At 60.8% G+C, this 18,549-nt stretch carries 15 protein-coding genes; 8 read left to right on the top strand and 7 right to left on the bottom strand.

Going from position 1 to position 18,549, the window contains the following annotated elements:
* Positions 1–7: 7 nt before the first annotated feature.
* Positions 8–562 carry a DcrB family lipoprotein gene (locus tag AC6I7Z_RS01080; RefSeq protein WP_497812870.1) on the top strand — a complete coding sequence of 185 codons (555 nt, stop codon included), beginning with the start codon at positions 8–10 and terminating at the stop codon, positions 560–562.
* 193 nt (positions 563–755) lie between these two features.
* Here the strand turns inward: AC6I7Z_RS01080 and AC6I7Z_RS01075 are convergent, their stop codons facing one another.
* Complete coding sequence (locus AC6I7Z_RS01075; RefSeq protein ID WP_497812869.1) at positions 756–2,669, bottom strand: bifunctional 5-dehydro-2-deoxygluconokinase/5-dehydro-2-deoxyphosphogluconate aldolase; 1,914 nt, start codon at positions 2,667–2,669, stop codon at positions 756–758.
* A 534-nt stretch (positions 2,670–3,203) separates the two neighbouring features.
* On the opposite strand from AC6I7Z_RS01075, the gene iolD reads away from it, so the two are divergent.
* The 4 genes from iolD to AC6I7Z_RS01055 all read left to right on the top strand — a co-directional run bounded on the left by iolD (position 3,204) and on the right by AC6I7Z_RS01055 (position 8,242).
* Positions 3,204–5,144: a 3D-(3,5/4)-trihydroxycyclohexane-1,2-dione acylhydrolase (decyclizing) gene (gene iolD / locus AC6I7Z_RS01070; protein WP_497812868.1), complete on the top strand. Its 1,941-nt coding sequence runs from the start codon at positions 3,204–3,206 to the stop codon at positions 5,142–5,144.
* Positions 5,145–5,202: 58 nt separating this feature from the next.
* Positions 5,203–6,219: a bifunctional inositol 2-dehydrogenase/D-chiro-inositol 1-dehydrogenase gene (gene iolG / locus AC6I7Z_RS01065; protein WP_497812867.1), complete on the top strand. Its 1,017-nt coding sequence runs from the start codon at positions 5,203–5,205 to the stop codon at positions 6,217–6,219.
* Between the two features lie 57 nt (positions 6,220–6,276).
* Positions 6,277–7,173 carry a myo-inosose-2 dehydratase gene (gene iolE / locus AC6I7Z_RS01060; protein ID WP_497812866.1) on the top strand — a complete coding sequence of 299 codons (897 nt, stop codon included), beginning with the start codon at positions 6,277–6,279 and terminating at the stop codon, positions 7,171–7,173.
* A gap of 229 nt (positions 7,174–7,402) precedes the next feature.
* A complete protein-coding gene (locus AC6I7Z_RS01055) occupies positions 7,403–8,242 on the top strand; it encodes a MurR/RpiR family transcriptional regulator (RefSeq protein WP_033753250.1) in 840 nt (279 codons plus the stop codon).
* Positions 8,243–8,310: 68 nt separating this feature from the next.
* On the opposite strand, the gene iolB is transcribed toward AC6I7Z_RS01055, so the two are convergent.
* Together iolB and AC6I7Z_RS01045 are read right to left on the bottom strand one after the other, a co-directional pair.
* Positions 8,311–9,126 carry a 5-deoxy-glucuronate isomerase gene (gene iolB, locus AC6I7Z_RS01050; RefSeq protein WP_497812865.1) on the bottom strand — a complete coding sequence of 272 codons (816 nt, stop codon included), beginning with the start codon at positions 9,124–9,126 and terminating at the stop codon, positions 8,311–8,313.
* An 83-nt stretch (positions 9,127–9,209) separates the two neighbouring features.
* Entirely contained in the window at positions 9,210–10,715 is a 1,506-nt protein-coding gene (locus AC6I7Z_RS01045) for a CoA-acylating methylmalonate-semialdehyde dehydrogenase (protein WP_497812864.1), read from the bottom strand.
* A gap of 401 nt (positions 10,716–11,116) precedes the next feature.
* Between AC6I7Z_RS01045 and AC6I7Z_RS01040 the strand changes: the two genes are divergently transcribed.
* The gene (locus AC6I7Z_RS01040) at positions 11,117–11,932 is read left to right on the top strand and encodes a TIM barrel protein (RefSeq protein ID WP_497812863.1); all 816 of its coding nucleotides are present in this window, start codon (positions 11,117–11,119) and stop codon (positions 11,930–11,932) included.
* Between the two features lie 91 nt (positions 11,933–12,023).
* Here the strand turns inward: AC6I7Z_RS01040 and AC6I7Z_RS01035 are convergent, their stop codons facing one another.
* Positions 12,024–13,241 carry an MFS transporter gene (locus AC6I7Z_RS01035; protein ID WP_497812862.1) on the bottom strand — a complete coding sequence of 406 codons (1,218 nt, stop codon included), beginning with the start codon at positions 13,239–13,241 and terminating at the stop codon, positions 12,024–12,026.
* Between the two features lie 320 nt (positions 13,242–13,561).
* Here AC6I7Z_RS01035 and AC6I7Z_RS01030 point away from each other — a divergent pair, with 320 nt between their 5' ends.
* The gene (locus AC6I7Z_RS01030; protein WP_033753264.1) at positions 13,562–14,608 is read left to right on the top strand and encodes an AI-2E family transporter; all 1,047 of its coding nucleotides are present in this window, start codon (positions 13,562–13,564) and stop codon (positions 14,606–14,608) included.
* Here the strand turns inward: AC6I7Z_RS01030 and AC6I7Z_RS01025 are convergent.
* Positions 14,605–15,288, bottom strand: coding sequence for a FadR/GntR family transcriptional regulator (locus tag AC6I7Z_RS01025; RefSeq protein ID WP_497812861.1), 684 nt, complete (start codon positions 15,286–15,288; stop codon positions 14,605–14,607). The genes AC6I7Z_RS01030 and AC6I7Z_RS01025 overlap by 4 nt on opposite strands.
* A 167-nt stretch (positions 15,289–15,455) precedes the next feature.
* Between AC6I7Z_RS01025 and uxuA the strand changes: the two genes are divergently transcribed.
* Complete coding sequence (gene uxuA, locus AC6I7Z_RS01020; RefSeq protein WP_497812860.1) at positions 15,456–16,640, top strand: mannonate dehydratase; 1,185 nt, start codon at positions 15,456–15,458, stop codon at positions 16,638–16,640.
* 48 nt (positions 16,641–16,688) lie between these two features.
* Here the strand turns inward: uxuA and AC6I7Z_RS01015 are convergent, their stop codons facing one another.
* On the bottom strand, positions 16,689–17,636 hold the full coding sequence (locus tag AC6I7Z_RS01015) for an ABC transporter substrate-binding protein (protein WP_497812859.1): 948 nt from the start codon (positions 17,634–17,636) through the stop codon (positions 16,689–16,691).
* Between the two features lie 9 nt (positions 17,637–17,645).
* Positions 17,646–18,410, bottom strand: a complete 765-nt coding sequence (locus tag AC6I7Z_RS01010) for a class II aldolase/adducin family protein (RefSeq protein ID WP_497812858.1) — start codon at positions 18,408–18,410, stop codon at positions 17,646–17,648.
* Between the last annotated feature and the right edge of the window lie 139 nt (positions 18,411–18,549).

Raw genomic sequence — 18,549 nt, 5'->3', positions numbered from 1 at the left:
GATTCAGATGCGAAACTTAGTGAAATATGCGGGTATTGGCTTACTGGTGCTGGGCCTGGCGGCCTGCGATCAGAAGAAAGATGACGCGACCGGCAGCAACGGCACCAGCGCCAGCCAGTCGGCGCAGAACGTTACGCTGATGGACGGCAAGCTGAGCTTCTCGCTGCCGGCAGGCATGTCGGACAAGAGCGGCAAGCTGGGCAACCAGACCACCAATATGCACGTGTACGCCGATGAAACCGGCGCGCGCGCCGTTATCGTCATCGCCGGCGAGGCCACCAGCGAAGGGCTGGACGTGCTGGCGCAGCGTCTGGAACAGCAGCAGCGCAACCGCGACCCGCAGCTGCAGGTGGTGTCCGATAAAGCCATTACCCTGAAAGATCAGCCTGCGCAGCGTCTGGACAGCGTGGTCTCCGCCAATAACCAGACCTCATGGTCCTCGGTGATTCTGGCGAAGGTCGACGGCAAACTGCTGACGCTGCAGATTACGCTGCCGGGCGACAACCAGCAGCAGGCGCAGAGCGACGCGGACAGCATCGTTCAGAGCATCACGCTGAAATAAGGCGGTTTTAACAGACGGCTGAGAAGTTTAAGCGTGGGCGGCATGGCGCGAAGAGCAAAGCGTCCCGCGCCAGGGAAGGCGCGGGCCGAGCGAGCAGGGAAGCCTTGAGCGACTTTGCGATCGCGCCATGCCGCCCGCGCTAGCACTATGCCCCAAACAAAAACGGCGGGATATTCCCGCCGTTTTTTTATCTTTAACCGCGCGCGTCGCGCCAGTAGCCGATCAGCCGCAGATAGTTACCCTTCACCTTCTCCACCAGCGCCGCGTCATCCAGCTCGCCCTGCAGCCACTGGCGCGACGGCTGGCCGAAAATCGTGCGCCCGACGGCAAAACCTTTCACCCAGGGCGCCTGCGCCGCCGCGGCGAACCCCGCTTTCAGCTTCTCTTCCGGCGCGTCGAGTCCCAGCAGCAAAATGCCGCGGCAGTGGGGATCCTGCTGTTCGATCAGGCCGCCGATCGCCTGCCAGCTCTCCGCCGACAGCGGCGGCAGCTTCCACCAGTCGGGCTGAATGCCCAGCTGATAAAAGTGGCTGAGAATGGTGAGATAGTGGGCCTCGTCACGATCGGGATTGCTCTCTGGCAGAATCACCTCGAGCAGCAGTTCATGCCCGCTCTTGTTGCAGCCTTTCCAGACGTCGAGCACCAGATCGTCCTGCTCTTTGCGCATCTCGGCGCTGTCGTCTGGATGGTAGAACACCAGACATTTCACCACGTGCTCGGCGGGCCAGTCGATCAGCTGCGAGCCGATATTGCCGTGCTCCAGCCGCAGCGGCCGCGAGCCGGGCAGCTCGATGGGACGGCCAATCCACCAGCCTTTGCCGGTAATGGCGTTCAGCGCCTTCTGGCCGTAAGTGGTATCGGCCAGAATGCCGCTCTTGCTCTCCAGCCCCGCCTCGCGCGCCGCCTCTTCAGCGGCCTTCAGCAACAGCACCTTCAGCGCCGGGATCCTGCTCTCGTCGACGCCCGCTTCGCGCGCCATATCGGCCAGCTGTTTGCGATGGTCGAAGGCGAAGACGTTCAGCTCCGGCCAGCGCTGTTTGCGCGTGGTGACGCGATGCAGATGGTTAAGGCGCGCGTCGAGATCGGGGCGTTTCACCTCGCGGTCGCGGCTGAGGAAATCATCCAGCTCCGCTTTGGTCGGCATCGCCGGCGCGCAGCCGTGACGCGAGACCACCAGCGCGCCGCAGGCATTGGCGTAACGGCACGCCTGCTCCCAGCCCTCGTCGTTAAGCCAGCCGCGCAGCAGGCCGGACATAAAAGCGTCGCCCGCGCCCAGCACGTTAAGGACCTCGACCCGCACGCCGCTGTGCAGGCGCGTCTGCTCCCAGCTGTCAGGGATATCGCCCTCGAACACCACGCAGCCCAGCGGACCGCGCTTGCACACCAGCGTCGCCTGCGTCGCCTGGCGCACGCTTTTTAGCGCCGCCAGCGTATCGGTGCTGCCGCCCGCGATATGGAACTCCTCTTCCGTGCCGACGATCAGGTCGAAATAGTGCAGCACTTCCTGCAGCTGGCGCGTCACCTGCTGCGACTCGATAAAACGCGTTTCGCCGTCGCCGAGCGAGGTCAGCCCCCACAACACCGGGCGATAATCAATATCGAGCGCGGTGCGCAGGCCGTTGCGCTTCGCGATGTCGAGCGCTTTCAGCACCGCGGCGCGCGTCTGCGGATGCGACAGATGGGTGCCGGTCACCGCCACCGCGCGCGACGCATTGATAAAATCTTCGTCGATATCGTCCGGCACCAGCCCCATATCCGCGCAGTTATCGCGGTAGAAAATCAGCGGAAAGCTCTCTTCATCTTTGATGCCGAGGATCACCAGCCCGGTCAGGCGCTGCTTATCGGTAATCAGTCCGTCGGTATTACACCCTACGCGTTCCAGCTCTTCGCGCAGAAAGCGGCCGTTGTGCTCATCACCCACGCGCGCCAGCATCGCCGACTTCAGCCCCTGAATCGCGGTGCCGTAAGCGACGTTGCCGGAGGAGCCGCCGAGATATTTGGCAAAGGTGCTCATATCCTCCAGCCGCGCGCCAATTTGCTGACCGTAAAGGTCGACGGCGATGCGCCCAATACAAATCACATCAAGCCGCTTCTGTTGTGTACTCATACCTGTGTTTTCCTTCTGTGATAAGCAGACACGCGGGCAAGAGAGCCGACATCCCGGCGTGCGTCTGGTTTTGGCCTTTGCCAGACTGACGATAAGGCGAGTATGAGGAATAAATATTCCAAACACAATATGAAATGAAACGTCCGTCGCGATTTTGTGAACCAGGTAAAACTCTGCATCGCCTGCCTATTATGCGCGCCATGTTTACGCTGTTTCGCCCTGTTTCAAGGCCAGGCGGCGTACCGCGCCAGCTGCGCCGATCCGCACAGAAGCCGCTGAAAGAGAATGAAATTATTCAGATCTGCCTCTTTTCTCGCTTGTTGTTTCACTTAGCCTGCTCCCCTTTACGCTGAAGAGCGCGTTTCGCGGTTAAATTTGATCTCAATCGCAAAATGAAATGTTTCTTCTGTAATCGTATTTTATGAAAAATATATTTGTTTATAATCGCTTCACGTTTCAGTTACCTGCGGTCGCTTCTGCGGCACGCCACGTCGCTGACCTGCTACCAGGTTGCAGCATGTAAAGGAAAAGCATATGGCCACGATCAGAATGACCACCGCGCAGGCGCTGGTTAAGTTTCTTGATAATCAATACATTAATGTTGACGGCGTGGAAACGAAGTTCGTAAAAGGCCTCTTCGCTATCTTTGGTCACGGCAACGTGCTGGGGCTGGGACAGGCGCTGGAGCAGGATAGCGGCGATCTGATTGTTTATCAGGGCCGCAATGAACAGGGCATGGCGCACGCCGCGATGGGCTTTGCTAAACAGTCTCTGCGCCGTCAGATCATCGCCTGCAGTTCGTCGGTCGGGCCGGGCGCCGCCAATATGATCACCGCGGCGGCCACCGCCACCGCCAACCGCATTCCTTTACTGCTGCTGCCGGGCGACGTCTTCGCGACGCGTCAGCCCGATCCGGTGCTGCAACAGATTGAGCAGAGCCACGATCTCAGCATCAGCACTAACGACGCCTTCCGCGCCGTCAGCAAATACTGGGATCGCGTCAGCCGTCCTGAGCAGCTGATGACCGCCTGCATCAACGCGCTGCGCGTGCTAACCGATCCCGCCGAAACCGGCGCGGTGACCCTCGCGCTGCCGCAGGACGTGCAGAGCGAAGCCTGGGATTTCCCGGACTACTTCTTCCAGAAACGCGTACACCGTCTCGATCGCCGCCTGCCGACCGCCGCGCAGCTCGGCGACGCGCTGACGCTGATCGGCCGCAAGCGCAAGCCGATGATCGTGCTGGGCGGCGGCGTGAAGTATTCCGAAGCGGGCGAGGCGCTGCGCCAGTTCGCCGAGCGCTATCAGATCCCCTTCGCCGAAACCCAGGCGGGCAAAGGCACAATCGTCTCTGACCATCCGCTCAACGTTGGCGGCGTGGGCGAAACCGGCTGTCTGGCCGCCAACCTGCTGGCGAAAGAGGCGGACCTGGTGATTGGCGTCGGCACGCGCTACACCGACTTCACCACCGCATCAAAATGGATCTTCCAGCATCCCGAGGTCAGCTTCCTTAACGTCAACGTCAGCAACTTCGACAGCTACAAGCTCGACGGCGTGCAGCTGCTGGCGGACGCGCGCGAGGCGCTTGTCGCGCTGGAGGCGGGGCTGGCGGATAAAAACTACCGCAACGACTGGGGCGATCAGATCGCGCAGGCGCAGAGCAAACTGCTGAAAGAGACGCAGCGCGTCTATCAGGTGGAATACAGCGGCGACGGCTTTATCCCGGAAATTGCCGACCATCTCGATCGCGACGCGGTGTTCGCCGAATTCAATCGCCTGACGCAGTCAGTGCTCACCCAGAGCCGCGTGCTCGGCACGCTAAACGAGCAGCTCCCAAAGGATGCAGTGATTGTCGCGGCAGCGGGCAGTCTGCCGGGCGATCTGCAGCGCGTCTGGCGCACCCGCGACTACAACTCGTACCACGTTGAGTACGGCTACTCCTGTATGGGCTATGAGGTCAACGCCGCGCTGGGCGCGAAGCTGGCGCAGCCGCACCGCGAGGTCTACGCGCTGCTGGGCGACGGCTCTTTTATGATGCTGCACTCCGAGCTGGTCACCTCGATTCAGGAGCGCGCCAAGATCAACGTGGTGCTGTTCGACAATATGACCAACGGCTGCATCAACAATCTGCAGATGGAGCACGGCATGGACAGCTTCAGCACCGAGTTCCGTTTCCGCAATCCGGAAGGCGGCAAGCTGGACGGCGGCTTCGTGCCGGTGGACTTCGCCGCCATCGCGGCGGGCTACGGCTGCAAAACTTATCGCGTGACGACGCTGGAGCAGCTAGCGGAGGCGCTGGAAGATGCGCAGAAGCAGAGCGTTTCCACGCTTATCGACATCAAGGTGCTGCCGAAAACCATGGTGCACAAATATTTCAGCTGGTGGCACGTCGGCGTGGCGCAGGCCTCCACCTCCGAGCGCACGCAGGCGGTGGCGGAGAAGCTTAACGCCCACCTCGACCAGGCGCGCAAATACTAATATTCCGGTCGGAACATCCGGCCCTTTATTCCTCGCTATGAACCCTACAGGTGTAATTATGACTTTGAAACTTGGCGTTATCGGTGCCGGCGCAATCGGCCAGGAACATATTCGTCGCTGCAATAATGTCCTGCAGGGGGCAAAAGTGGTGGCGGTATCGGATATCAACGTCGACGGCGCGCGCGCCGCGCTGCAGCGTCTGAATATCGAAGCGGAGGTCTACGCCGACGGCCATCAGGTTATCCGGTCGCCGGAAGTCGACGCGATTCTGGTGACCTCCTGGGACCCGACGCATGAAGAGTTCACGCTGGCGGCCATCGCCGCCGGCAAGCCGGTGTTCTGCGAAAAGCCGCTGGCGCTGAGCGCGGAAGGCTGCCGTCGCGTGGTGGATGCGGAGATCCAGCACGGCAAGCGTCTGGTGCAGGTCGGCTTTATGCGTCCATATGACGCGGGCTACCGCGCGCTGAAGAAAGCGATCGCCGACGGCGGCATCGGCGAGCCGCTGATGCTGCACTGCGCGCACCGCAACCCGTCGGTGCCAGAGAGCTACACCACCGACATGGCGATCACCAATACCCTGATCCACGAGCTGGACGTGCTGCGCTGGCTGACCAACGACGACTATAAAAGCGTGCAGGTGGTCTTCCCGCGCGTAACGTCGAAATCGCACGCGCGCCTGAAAGATCCGCAAATCGTGCTGTTCGAAACGCAAAAAGGGGTGCGCATCGACGTGGAGATCTTCGTTAACTGCGCCTACGGCTACGACATCCAGTGCGAGGTCGTCGGCGAAACCGGCATCGCGAAGCTGCCGGAGCCCGCCTCGGTGCAGCTGCGCAGCGAAGCCAAACTCTCCACCACCATCCTGACCGACTGGAAAGATCGTTTTATCGAGGCGTATGACGTTGAGTTGCAGGCCTTTATCAACGACGTGAAGGCGGGCGAACTAACCGGCCCGTCCGCCTGGGACGGCTTCGCCGCCTCGGTGGCCGCCGACGCCTGCCTGAAAGCGCAGCAGAGCGGCGCCATCGAGCCGGTGGAAATGCCGCCGCGTCCCGCCTTCTACGACAAAAAATAAGCCTTTCCCTTTCCCTGCGGGCGGCTGCGGCCGCCCTGACCCGTCAGGACTAAACAGATGAACAAAGAGAATGTAAAACTGGCCATCGCGCCGATCGGCTGGACCAACGATGATATGCCGGAGCTGGGCAAAGAGAACACCTTTCAGCAGACGGTGAGCGAGATGGCGCTGGCGGGCTTTACCGGCAGCGAAGTCGGCAGCAAATATCCGCGCGATCCGGCGGTCCTGAAGCCGATGCTCGACATTCGCGGCATCGAAATTTGCAACGCCTGGTTCAGCACCTTTTTCGCCAGCGGCGAGAAAGCGAAAACCATCGACGAATTCGTCAACCATATGAATTTTCTGCACGCCATGGGCGCGCGCGTTATCGGCTGTTCCGAGCAGAGCAAAAGCATCCAGGGCACCACGCTGCCGGTGCTGGAGCAAAAGCCGATCTTTACTGACGAAGAGTGGCGCCTGACGGCCGAAGGCTATAACGAACTGGCGGAGATCGCCGCGGCGAAAGGGATGCGCGTGACGCTCCACCATCATATGGGCACCGGCATTCAGACCGTGGAAGAGATCGACCGCTTTATGGCGTTGACCAATGACAATGTCGGGCTGCTCTACGATACCGGGCATATCTACTACTCCGAAGGCTCGCAGCAGGCGATGCTCGACGTGCTGCAGAAATACCTGCCGCGTATTTTTCACGTTCACCTGAAAGATGTTCGCGACGAGATCGTCGCCGAAGTACGGGATAACCACCTCTGCTTCCTCGACGGCGTGAAGAAAGGCACCTTCACCGTGCCGGGCGACGGCGTTATCGACTTTAAGCCGGTGTTTAAGATGCTGGATGATTACGGCTATAAGGGCTGGATGGTGGTAGAAGCCGAGCAGGATCCGGCGCTGGCCAATCCGTTTGAATATGCGGTGAAGGCGCGCAAATATATTCGCGAACACGCCGGACTGTAATCTCGGTCGCCGGACCATCCTGCGCGCTTCACTGCCGCGCAGAATGGTCCGTTCCGCTTTTTCCTCTGCTTTTCACCGCTATTCCCGCCACATTCCCTGCATTATGTGAGGTAATTCATAAAGCGATGAAATAAACCCCGCTGTGGGCGCAAACAAATGAAATTTTCCATCCATCTGGTACTATAGCGCTCATTATCCAGCCATATTTCTTTTTTGACGGGCCGAAGTAATGACCAATAACCCAACCCAACTCTCTCTGTTACAGGATGATATTCGTCGCCGCTACGAAACGCTGAGCAAGCGCCTGAAACAGGTGGCTCGTTATATTCTCGACAACAGCAACAGCATCGCCTTTGACACCGTGGCCTCTATCGCCGCGCAGGCTGACGTGCCGCCGTCGACGCTGATTCGCTTCGCCAACGCGTTCGGCTTTAGCGGCTTCAACGAAATGAAACAGGTTTTTCGTCAGCACCTGATGGAAGAGACGGTCAACTATACCGAGCGCGCGCGTCTGTTCCGCCAGACCGCCACCGACGACGCCGCTACTTCGCCGGAAAGCCCGGCCGAGATCCTGAACGTCTTCACTATGGTCAACAGCCAGGCCTTGCAGCAGCTGGCGATGCAGGTCAATCCTGACCAGCTCAACAAAGCGGTGCAGCTGCTGAACGAGGCGGAGAATATCTATGTCATCGGCCTGCGCCGCTCGTTTAGCGTCGCCTCCTATCTGGTTTACGCGCTGCGTCATCTTGAACGTCGCGCTTTCCTGATCGATGGCCTGGGCGGCATGTTCACCGAGCAGCTCAGCCTGGTGAACCCGAAGGATGTGGTTATCGCCATCAGCTACTCTCCCTACGCGCGCGAAGCGGTAGAGCTGGTGGAGATGGGCGCGAAGCGCGGCGCGCATCAAATCGCCATTACCGACAGCCAGGTCAGCCCGCTGGCGGCCTTTAGCGACGTCTGTTTTGTGGTGCGCGAAGCGCAGGTGGACGGGTTCCGTTCGCAGGTCGCCTCGCTCTGCCTGGCGCAGACGCTGGCGGTGTCGCTGGCGTTGAATAACGCCAGCGCGTAAATCCAGTTTGTAGCATTAAAAAGGGCAACTCCAGAGTTGCCCTTTTTTATTTCTGAATGCAGCCTCCGCTAGCCGCGCGGATAGCTATCGCTGTTTACCCAGGCGTGATCTTTCTCCCAGGTGAATTTCCACAGCCGCACCGGGCCGGCCATCACGTTCAGATAGTAGTTGTTGTAGCCGGCAATGGTCGCCACCGGATGGTAGCCGCGCGGCACGGTCACCACGTCGCGGTTGTAGGGCGCCATACACTCATCGAGCGAGCGATCGTCGGTGTAGACGCGCTGCATGGCGAAGCCCTGCTCCGGATCGAAACGGTGATAGTAGGTCTCTTCCAGGTAGGTTTCGTTTTCGCTGTTTTCTTCGTCGTGCTTATGGCTCGGATAAGAGCTGGTATCGCCCTCGTTGGTATAGACCTCGACCACCAGCAGGCTGTCGGCCGGTTGGTTGTCCGGCAGAATATTGTGCACCAGACGCTGATTGCGCCCCTTGCCGCGCTGCTCGACGCCGACATCCGCTGGCGCGATCAGGCGCGCCGGCAGGTTGCCCTGGCCAGGAGCGTTGCAGACCGCCAGCTCCAGATCGCTGTCGGCGACGATCTCCACCTCGTCGTGATGTGGCACATACACCGAATAGGGCGGCACGCGCTCGAAGGGCGACATGCGCTTGCCGATGCCGGGAAATTCAGCGTGGCGCGTTTTCACCGAGGCGAGCCCTGCGACCAGCACCAGGCAAAGCTCATTGTCACCGCTGCTCAGCCGCAGCCTGTCGCCTTTTTTCAACAGATAGGCATCAAAACCGACATAGCGCCATCCCGCGCTTTCCGGGGTGACGTGCTGGATGCGGCCGCTGGCGTCCGGCTGCTGCGCTTTTGCAAGAAAAGACATCCCACTCTCCTGTTTTAATCTGCAAACAAGCCGCTACAGGCGCGTCGCCGCAGGCCTGTAGCGGTAATGATGGCGTTATGGGTTTAGCTCAGGGTCGGCATGCTGAATTCCGAGACCGTCTGCTGGCCGCTCGGCCAGCGCGCGGTGGCGGTTTTCATGCGGGTATAGAAGCGCACGCCATCCGGCCCGTGCACGTTGAGCGCGCCGAACACCGAACGCTTCCAGCCGCCGAAGCTGTGGAACGCCATCGGCACCGGCACCGGTACGTTGACGCCGACCATGCCCGCTTCCACATCCTGCACGAACTCGCGCGCGATATTGCCGTTGCTGGTGAAAATGGCGCTGCCGTTGCCGAACTCATGGCTGTTAACCAGCTGCAGCGCGCTGGCGTAGTCCGGCGCGCGCATAATGCTCAGCACCGGCCCGAAAATCTCTTCGCGCCAGATGGTCATCTCCGGCGTCACGTTGTCGAACAGCGTGCCGCCAACGTAGTAACCTTCCGCATGGCCCGCTACCTGGAAGTTGCGGCCATCGACCACCAGCTTCGCGCCCTCTTGCTCGCCCTTATCAATATAGCCCAGCACCTTTTTCTGGTGCGCGGCGGAGACGACCGGCCCCATCTCATTCTCTTCCGCCCCCTGCTTAATGCCAGGCCCGACGCGCAGCGCGTTAATCAGCGGCGTCAGGCGCGCAATCAGTTTGTCGGCGGTGTCGTCGCCGACCGCGACCACCACCGGCAGCGCCATGCAGCGCTCGCCGGCCGAGCCGAACGCGCCGCCCATAATGGCGTTTACCGTCGCATCGAGATCGGCGTCCGGCATGACGATGGCGTGGTTTTTCGCCGCGCCGAACGCCTGCACGCGTTTGCCGTGGGCGCTCGCGGTTTTGTAGATATGTTCGGCGACGCCGGACGAGCCGACGAAGCTTACCGCCGCGATGCGCGGATCTTTATAAAGCTGTTCGGCGTCTTCGTTAGAGGAGTGGACCACGTTGAACACGCCGTCCGGCAGACCCGCCTCTTTCAGCAGTTCGGCCATACGCACCGCCGCCGAGGGATCGAGCGCCGGTGGCTTAAGCACGAAAGTGTTGCCGCAGGCCAGCGCAATGGGGAACATCCACAGCGGCACCATCGCCGGGAAGTTAAACGGCGTAATGCCCGCTACTACGCCGACCGGCTGCATCAGCGAGTAGCTGTCGACGCCGGTGCCGACGTTGGCGGAATATTCGCCTTTGATCAGATGCGGAATGCCGCAGGCGAACTCCACGACTTCCAGCCCGCGCGTCAGCTCGCCCTGCGCGTCCGACCATACCTTGCCGTGTTCGGACACAATCAGTTCAGCCAGTTCGTCGCGATGCTGCTCCATCAGCGCCTTGAAGTTAAACAGCACGCGGGCGCGGCGCAGCGGCGAGGTTTTCGACCAGGCGGGAAAGGCCTCATGGGCGACTTTAATCGCTTCGGCGACTTCCGCGCCGGTGCTCTGGGTAAGCTCGCGCGCCACTTTTCCGGTCGCCGGGTCATAGACAGGGATGGTTTCGTTGCTGGCGCTGTAGGTAATCTGACCGCCAATGAAGTTTCCTGTGATGTTCATTTCATAGCCTCTTAAGATGTGTGAGTTCCCTGCAGAGCCTCAGCGTGACGCCATGCTGTCTGACCAGGCAAAACCGAAAGCATGCTATGAAGCTATTACAGTGAAATAAATTTTTCAAATAAAAGTTTTTGAAAAATTCCCTTTTAGCGGCATGGATCGCATTTTTCCCGCTGGCGTAAAAAACCGCGCGCGGTAAGGGCGCAGAGTGCATGTTGCCAGGCGAATTAAGCGCGATTTACTGTTTATCAGAAGGGATAAAGCAGCGCGGCGAAGACGCAAAATGAAATTAATGAGAGGCAGATCTCAACCTTTACATTTCATAATTCACTATTTATGAAATAAATGTTCTCTTCTCCCTCAGCTTATTCCCTTATCTCTTGCATCGCTACAGGAGCCGCAGCATGGCCATCGATCCGACCCGTTTCTGTATTAACCGTAAAATTGCGCCGACCCTTTCATTAGAAGCCTTTTTCCAGCTGGTTCAGCGCCTGGGCCTGAACAAGGTGGAACTGCGTAACGACATGCCGAGCGGAAAGGTGTGTGACGATCTGACCCATGAGCAGACGCGCGACCTGATAGCGAAATACAATATCGACGTAGTGACCATCAACGCGCTCTACCCCTTTAACCGCGTAGATGAGGCGCTGCTGGCCAACGCTGACGCGCTGCTGCGCGACGCGCAGGCGATCGGCGCCAGAGCGCTGGTGATGTGCCCGCTGAACGAAGGCGTCGAGATTACGCCGGAGGAAACGCTGGCAGCGCTCCGCACGCTGGCGCCGCGCTTTGCGCAGCATGGCGTACAGGGGCTGGTCGAGCCGCTAGGCTTCCCGGTCAGCTCGCTGCGCTCGGCGGTGCAGGCGCAGCAGCTGATCCGCGACGCGCAGGCGCCATTTAAGCTGGTGATCGACACCTTTCACCACCATCTGTATGAGCATGCCGAGCAGGAGTTTCCGGCGGAGATCGACGTCGAGATGATTGGCCTGGTGCACCTTTCCGGCGTGGAAGATCGGCGCGCCACCGCCGAACTCACCGATGAAGAGCGCATTATGCTGAGCGACCGCGACGTGCTGAACAGCGTGGCGCAGGTGAAGCGGCTGGAGATGCTCGGCTATAAAGGCGTCTACGCCTTCGAGCCCTTCTCGTCCGAGCTTAACGGCTGGAGCCCCGCTGAGATTGAGCGCCAGATCCGCCACAGCATCGCGCTGCTGCAGGCCTGACTATCGCGCGGCGGGCTTTTCGTCCGCCGCGTCGCCCTACCCTTATCTGTGTCTTGCGACACTTTTTTGGCCTCGGTCGGAGGCCGCTTTTTTACCCTTCCTGCGCCTCTTCCGACGCCGTCGGCAGCCGACGCGCCAGCCGCAGCGTGCAGAACAGCCCCAGACAGACCAGCAGCGCCGTCAGCAGATAGACCAGCGGCACGCCCGCAAAGCTCATAATAAAGCCCGCGATCGGCCCGGTGATCCCCAACGCTAAATCCATAAAGGCGGTGTAGGTCGCCAGCGCGCTGCCCTGATTCGCCTGCGGCACCGCTTTCACCGCCACCACGCCTAGCGCCGGGAAGACCAGCGAAAAGCCGGCGCCGGTCAGCAGCGCGCCGGTTTTCGCCATCCAGGGCTCGAACGCGCCCGCCACCAGAAACAAACCAACCGCCTCTACCGCCAGACAGGCAGCCGCGACGCGCAGCCCGCCGAAGCGGTTAATGGCGTTGGGAAAGAGCAGCCGCGCGCCGACAAAGGCGGCGCTAAACAGCGTCAGCGCGAAGGCGGCGCCGTCCCAGCCTTTCGCCTGATAGAAGAGTGTAATAAAAGTGGCGATGACGCCGAACCCCGCCGATCCCATCGCCAGAATCAGACCGAAGCCGTAAATTTTGCCGAGCACGTCGCGAAACGGCAGCGGCCGCGCGCGACTGCCCTTTACCGCCGGACGCGGCAGCGCCAGCGCTATCGCCAGCGCGCAGATGGCGATAATAATCACCGAGAGCAGCAGCAGCCCGCCCTGCCGATAGATAATCACGCCAAGCGGCGCGCCCAGCGCCATCGCGCCATAGGTGCAGATGCCGTTCCATGAGATGACGCGGCCGATATGCAGCGAGCCGACGCGCGCCACGCCCCATAGCGAGGTGCCGGTACCGGTAAAACTCTGGCCGACGCCAAGAATCACGCGTCCCGTGCAGAGCAGCGCCAGGCTGGCGACAGGCGAGGCGGCAAGCCAGGTCGCCAGCAGATAGCAGAGACCGCTGAGCAGCACGCCCGCCAGCCCCAGCACCACGATGCGCTTCGGTCCCCAAATATCGGCGTAGCGTCCGGCATGAGGACGGCTCAGCAGCGTCGCCACATATTGCAGGCTGATCACGACGCCCGCCCAGAAGGCGCTGTAGCCGAGCTGGTCATGCACCAGGCCCGGCAGCACCGCCAGCTGCAGGCCGATGGTGAGGTAGCTGGCGAAGTTGTAGATCACGATAGAGATAATCAGCAGGGTTAAACCGATACCCTTATGAGCCGGTTCCGCTGCAGGTTGATCTGGCATGACAAAGTGCGCTCGTGGTTGACTGAATTTACTCTACAGCTTGCCACCATAAGCGGAATATTTCGAGCCGCCGCCGCCTCCGGAAGGCAGTTTTAGTCATGGGTCGTTGCTGGCGCTCCTGAGTTTTCAGCTGCGCGTCGCCGCGCCTGCGCGGAGATCCTCAACATCGGCGGGCCTGCCACCGCCAGATAAGCGATCGGCAACGGCATCCTGACCAGGGTGAAAGAGTCTGATTATCGCTGCGCTTTCATAGAAGAATCAGGCGTTTAATTACCGTTCAGCTACACTATTCTCTGCGGTCTGGCTTTTCAGGAGAGGGAATGAGCGAACTACAGCAGGAAAAAATTGGGCAAAATATTCTGACTAAGCTGGCGATGCTGGTGATTATTCTCGCCGGGATCCGCGCCGCCTCCGATATTATGGTGCCCTTCTTACTGGCCGCCTTTTTCGCCATCGTGCTCAATCCTATCGTTACCTTCCTGATGCGGCGCGGCTGGCGGCGCGGGCTGGCGATCACGGTGGTGATTACGGTGATATTTATCGTGATTTTGCTGCTGGTGGCGGTGCTGGCCAGTTCGGTGAGCGAATTCTCCGATATCTACCCGCAGCTGCGCGCCACTCTGGAACAGAAGATGAGCGTGGTGCAGCACCTGGCGTCAGGTATCGGCATTCACGTTTCCACCAATACGCTGGTGCAGCGCTTCGATCCCAATATGCTGATGTCGTTCGCCACCGTCGCGCTGACGCAGTTCTCCGGCATGATGAGCAATTTCGTGCTGCTGATCCTGACCGTGGTCTTTATGCTGTTCGAAGTGCATCACCTGCCCTATAAGATGCGTAATGCCCTGACCAACCCGCAGATCCGCATTGCCGGGCTGCACCGGGCGCTGAAAGGCGTGACGCACTATCTGGCGCTGAAGACGCTGATCAGCCTGATTACCGGCGTGTCGGTATGGGGCTGCCTGTTTCTGCTCGATATCAAATTCGCGCTGCTGTGGGGCGTGGTGGCGTTTATTCTTAACTACATTCCCAATATCGGCCCGATTATCGCCGGCGTTCCGCCGGTGCTGCAGGCGCTGCTGCTCAACAGCCCCTACGACGCGATGCTGGTGGCGGCGCTGTTCACCGCGATTCATATGGTGTTCGGCAATATGCTGGAGCCGCGCGTGATGGGGCGCGGCCTGGGGCTCTCGACGCTGGTGGTGTTTCTGTCGCTGATTTTCTGGGGCTGGCTGCTCGGCCCGGTCGGCATGCTGCTCTCGGTGCCGCTGACCAGCATCACTAAGATCCTGATGGAGACCACGCCGGGCGGCAGCCGACTGGCGATTATGCTCGGCGCCGGTCGCCCCAAACGGCATAAAATCTAGCCCAGCAGCCGCCGCTTCACCTGCGCCAGATGGCTCTCCATCGCGGCGCGCGCGGCGGCGGCGTCGCCTGCGTAGATAGCCGCGGCGATCTGCTGATGGTCGCGGTTCATCTCATCGGTAAAGGCGTTGTCGGCAAAATGGCGCTCCAGCCGCCGGAAGCGCGCGCTGTCGCGCTTGTTCCAGAGAAATTCCATCATCTCGCGCAGCACCTCATTACCGCTCATTTCGCCAATCAGCAGATGAAAGTTTTTGTCCTGCTCAAGAAATTCCGCGTCGTTGGCGCGGTAGCGCAGCAGCGTATCGGCCAGCGCGCGCAGCTGTTCGCGCTGCATCGGGCTGCCGTTGCGCGCCGCCATCTCCGCCAGCATGCCCTCGAATGCGAGACGCGCCTGCAACAGATCTTCAAGGCTGTAATCCGCCTCCGCCGCGGGCGTGCTGGCGGTCGGCAGCGGCTGCATCGCGAAAACGCCGTTGCCGGTGCGAATATCCACCCAGCCGGTCATCTCCAGCGCAATCAGCGCCTCGCGCACCGAGGAGCGGCTGACCCCAAGCTGCTTCGCCAGCTCGCGCTCCGGCGGCAGCGCCGCGCCTGGGGCGAATTCGCCGCGTTGAATGCTTTCCACGATCGCGTTAGCGATCTGGCGATAAAGACGTTCCGTTTTTAGCACAGGCAGCGCCATGTTTTTTCTCCTGTCAGCAGCGGTGCAGCGTAGCACAGGCCGCACGCCCTTTCCGACAGACGCAATTCACTGCGCTGCGATCGCGATCACGGCCTTTCCCGTCAGGCTAGCATACTCTTGGCCCAGCGGCCTGACCACTGGGCCAAATTTGCGGCTAAGGAGTAAAAATGGAACATACATGGCGCTGGTATGGCCCCAACGATCCGGTTTCGTTAGACGATGCGCGCCAGGCGGGCGCGACCGGCATTGTCACCGCGTTGCACCATATTCCCAACGGCGACGTCTGGCCGGTAGAGGAAATTAAAGCGCGTCAGGCGCTGCTGGCGGAAAAGAATCTGGTCTGGTCGGTAGTAGAAAGCATTCCAGTGCACGAGGCGATCAAAACGCAGCGCGGCGACTATCAGCGCTATATCGCCAACTATCAGCAGTCGATACGCAATCTGGCGGCCTGCGGCGTCGAGACGGTATGCTACAACTTTATGCCGGTGCTCGACTGGACGCGCACCGATCTCGCCTGGACGCTGCCGGACGGCGCCAAAGCGCTGCGCTTCGACGCTGACGCCTTCGCCGCCTTCGAGCTGCATATTTTGCAGCGCCCCGGCGCGCAGCAGGATTATTCAGCGGCGGAGCAAGAGACGGCCGCACGCTGTTTCGCCGCCATGAGCGACGAGGATAAGGCGCTGCTGACGCGCAATATTATCGCCGGCCTGCCGGGCGCGGAAGAGGGTTATACGCTGGATCAGTTCCGCGCGCAGCTGGCGCAGTACGACGGCATCGACAAAGCGAAGCTGCGCGAACATATGGCGTTCTTCCTGCGCGCCATCGTGCCGGTCGCCGAAGAGGTCGGCATCAAGCTGGCGGTGCATCCGGACGATCCGCCGCGCCCGATCCTCGGCCTGCCGCGCATTATCTCCACGGAAGAGGATATGCAGTGGCTAAAAGAGACGGTAGACAGCCTGCATAACGGCTTCTGCTTCTGCACCGGCTCTTACGGCGTGCGCGCCGACAATAACCTGACGCAGATGGCGGCGCGGTTCGCGGATCGCATCAACTTTATCCATCTGCGCGCCACGCAGCGCGAAGCCAACCCCAACAGCTTTCATGAGGCGGCGCATCTGGCGGGCGATGTCGATATGGTCGGCGTGATCAGGGTGATTCTGGCGGAGGAGCAGCGCCGTCGTCGCGCGGGCGAGAAGCATGCGATCCCGATGCGTCCCGACCACGGCCATCAGATGCTCGACGACCTGCACAAGCGCACCAATCCAGGCTATTCGGCGATAGGTCGCCTGAAAGGGCTGGCGGAGCTGCGCGGCGTCGAGCTGGCGCTGCGCCAGACGCTGTTTAACGATTGAGACAGAGCAAAACAGGGCATGGGCGATATAGCGCAGCCTTTTGCCCTGTTACTGCGTAAACAGGCTCCGGTCGGTAATCGCCGCCACATCCACTTTATTCGGCAGAATCTTCAGCTCGCTGAAGAGATCCGACACCTTCTGCACCTTTTCAATATCTTCAGGCGTGACGGCGCGAATGCCGTGAGAGATGCGTGCGGTGATCTTCTCCGCGTCGGCCGGCGGCAGGCGCGTCAGCTGCGCATACACCTGGTTGTACTCCTCTTTATGGGCCAGCGCCCAGGCGCGCGCTTTCGCCAGCCGCTGAGCGAAATCGGCGATAGCCGCGCGCTTGCCGGGATCGTCCAGCGACTGCTGGGTGGCGGTCACGAACGACAGCGCGGTGGTCAGCCCTTTGCCGTCGCGCAGCAGCCGCGCGCCGTGCTGCTCGGCGATGCCGAGATAGGGATCGAAGGTCGCCCAGGCGCCAATCTGCCCGGAATTAAAAGCGGCGCTGGCGTCGGTCGGCAGCACAAAGCGCACCGGCACGCTGTCGCGCGGCACCTTCGCTTCCCCCAGCGCCTCATAGAGCAGATGCTGCGAGATGCTGCCGCGCGCCGAGGAGATCACCACCTCCTTGCCCGCCAGATCCTTTACGCTGCGCACCGGCGAATCGGCCGGCACGATCAGTCCGTTCGACCCGGCGTCGCCGACGTTGGTGGCGATGATTTTCAGCGGCACGCCGCCGGACGCCGCCATCAGCACCGGCAGATCGCCCGCGTAAGAGGTATCGACCGCGCCGGCGCGCTGCGCTTCGAACAACGGCGCCGCGCCCTGAAAGTTAGCCCAGCGATAGCGCCATGGCGCATCCTTCAGCACGCCGGAGGCCTCCATCAGCGAACGCAGATTGCGCGCCTGGTCGCCCAGCACCAGCGTAACCTCGCTGAGATCGGGCGCCGCCTGCGCCATCGCGCTGGCGCTCAGCAGCAGCGCCGCCGCGAATGCTTTAAGTTTGTTCATGGCAGCTCCTTACAGGGCGTTGCGGTTGAGCTGGCGAATATAGGCGTCCCAGTGCAGCTGATACTTTTTGTTGCGAATGCTGGCATCAAACGCCTGCGCCGCTTTTTCCGACACCGCGTCCGGCAGAATAATCAGCTCCGCGCCGCCCGACTGCGCGGCCAGCTGCGCCTGGCAGGCGCGTTCGAGATAATAGAGGTTATAAAAGGCCTCTTCGATGCTGCCACCGGCGGTCAGCAGACCGTGATTGCGCAGGATCAGCGCGTTGAGGCTGCCGAGATCCTTGACGATGCGCTGCTGCTCGTCGAGATCGAGCGCGATCCCTTCGTAGTCGTGATAGCCGACGCGTTGGTGAAAACGCGTGCTGTGCTGCGAAATCATCAGCAGCCCGCCCTTTTGCGCCGACACGCCGATGCCCGCCGCCGTGTGGGTATGCAGCACCGCATGCGCATCTGGCCGGGCGCGATGAATAGCGCTGTGGATCACGAAGCCCGCCGGGTTGATCCCGAGCCCGGTAGGATCGTCGATGATATTGCCGTCGATGTCGATCTTCACCAGGGTTTCCGGCTGGATCTCGTCAAAAGTCTGGCCGTATGCATTAATCAGGAAGTGCGGCCGATCGCCCGGCACGCGCAGCGAAAAGTGGGTGTAGATATGGTCGGTCCAGCGCAGCTTCGCCGCCAGATGATAGGCCTGCGCCAGCCTGACGCGCGCCTGCCATTCCGCATCGGAAATACGCTGTTGAAGAGAAGAAGATGCCAGGGTTGCGGTACTCATAGACGCCTCTTATTACGCTGTTCAGTGTGGCGTCACTGTTACACACTGTTTTCGCCGCAGGGAAATGCCAAAAACGGCAAAACAACGCTAATAAATGCAAAGTGCGGTCGATACTTGATCTGCATCACTTGTCAGCCTG

This window comes from Pantoea sp. X-Soil-MYKO-1289, assembly GCF_059730625.1.
Note: the sequence above shows the minus strand (reverse complement) of the source record. Positions and strands in the feature narration are given on the sequence as shown.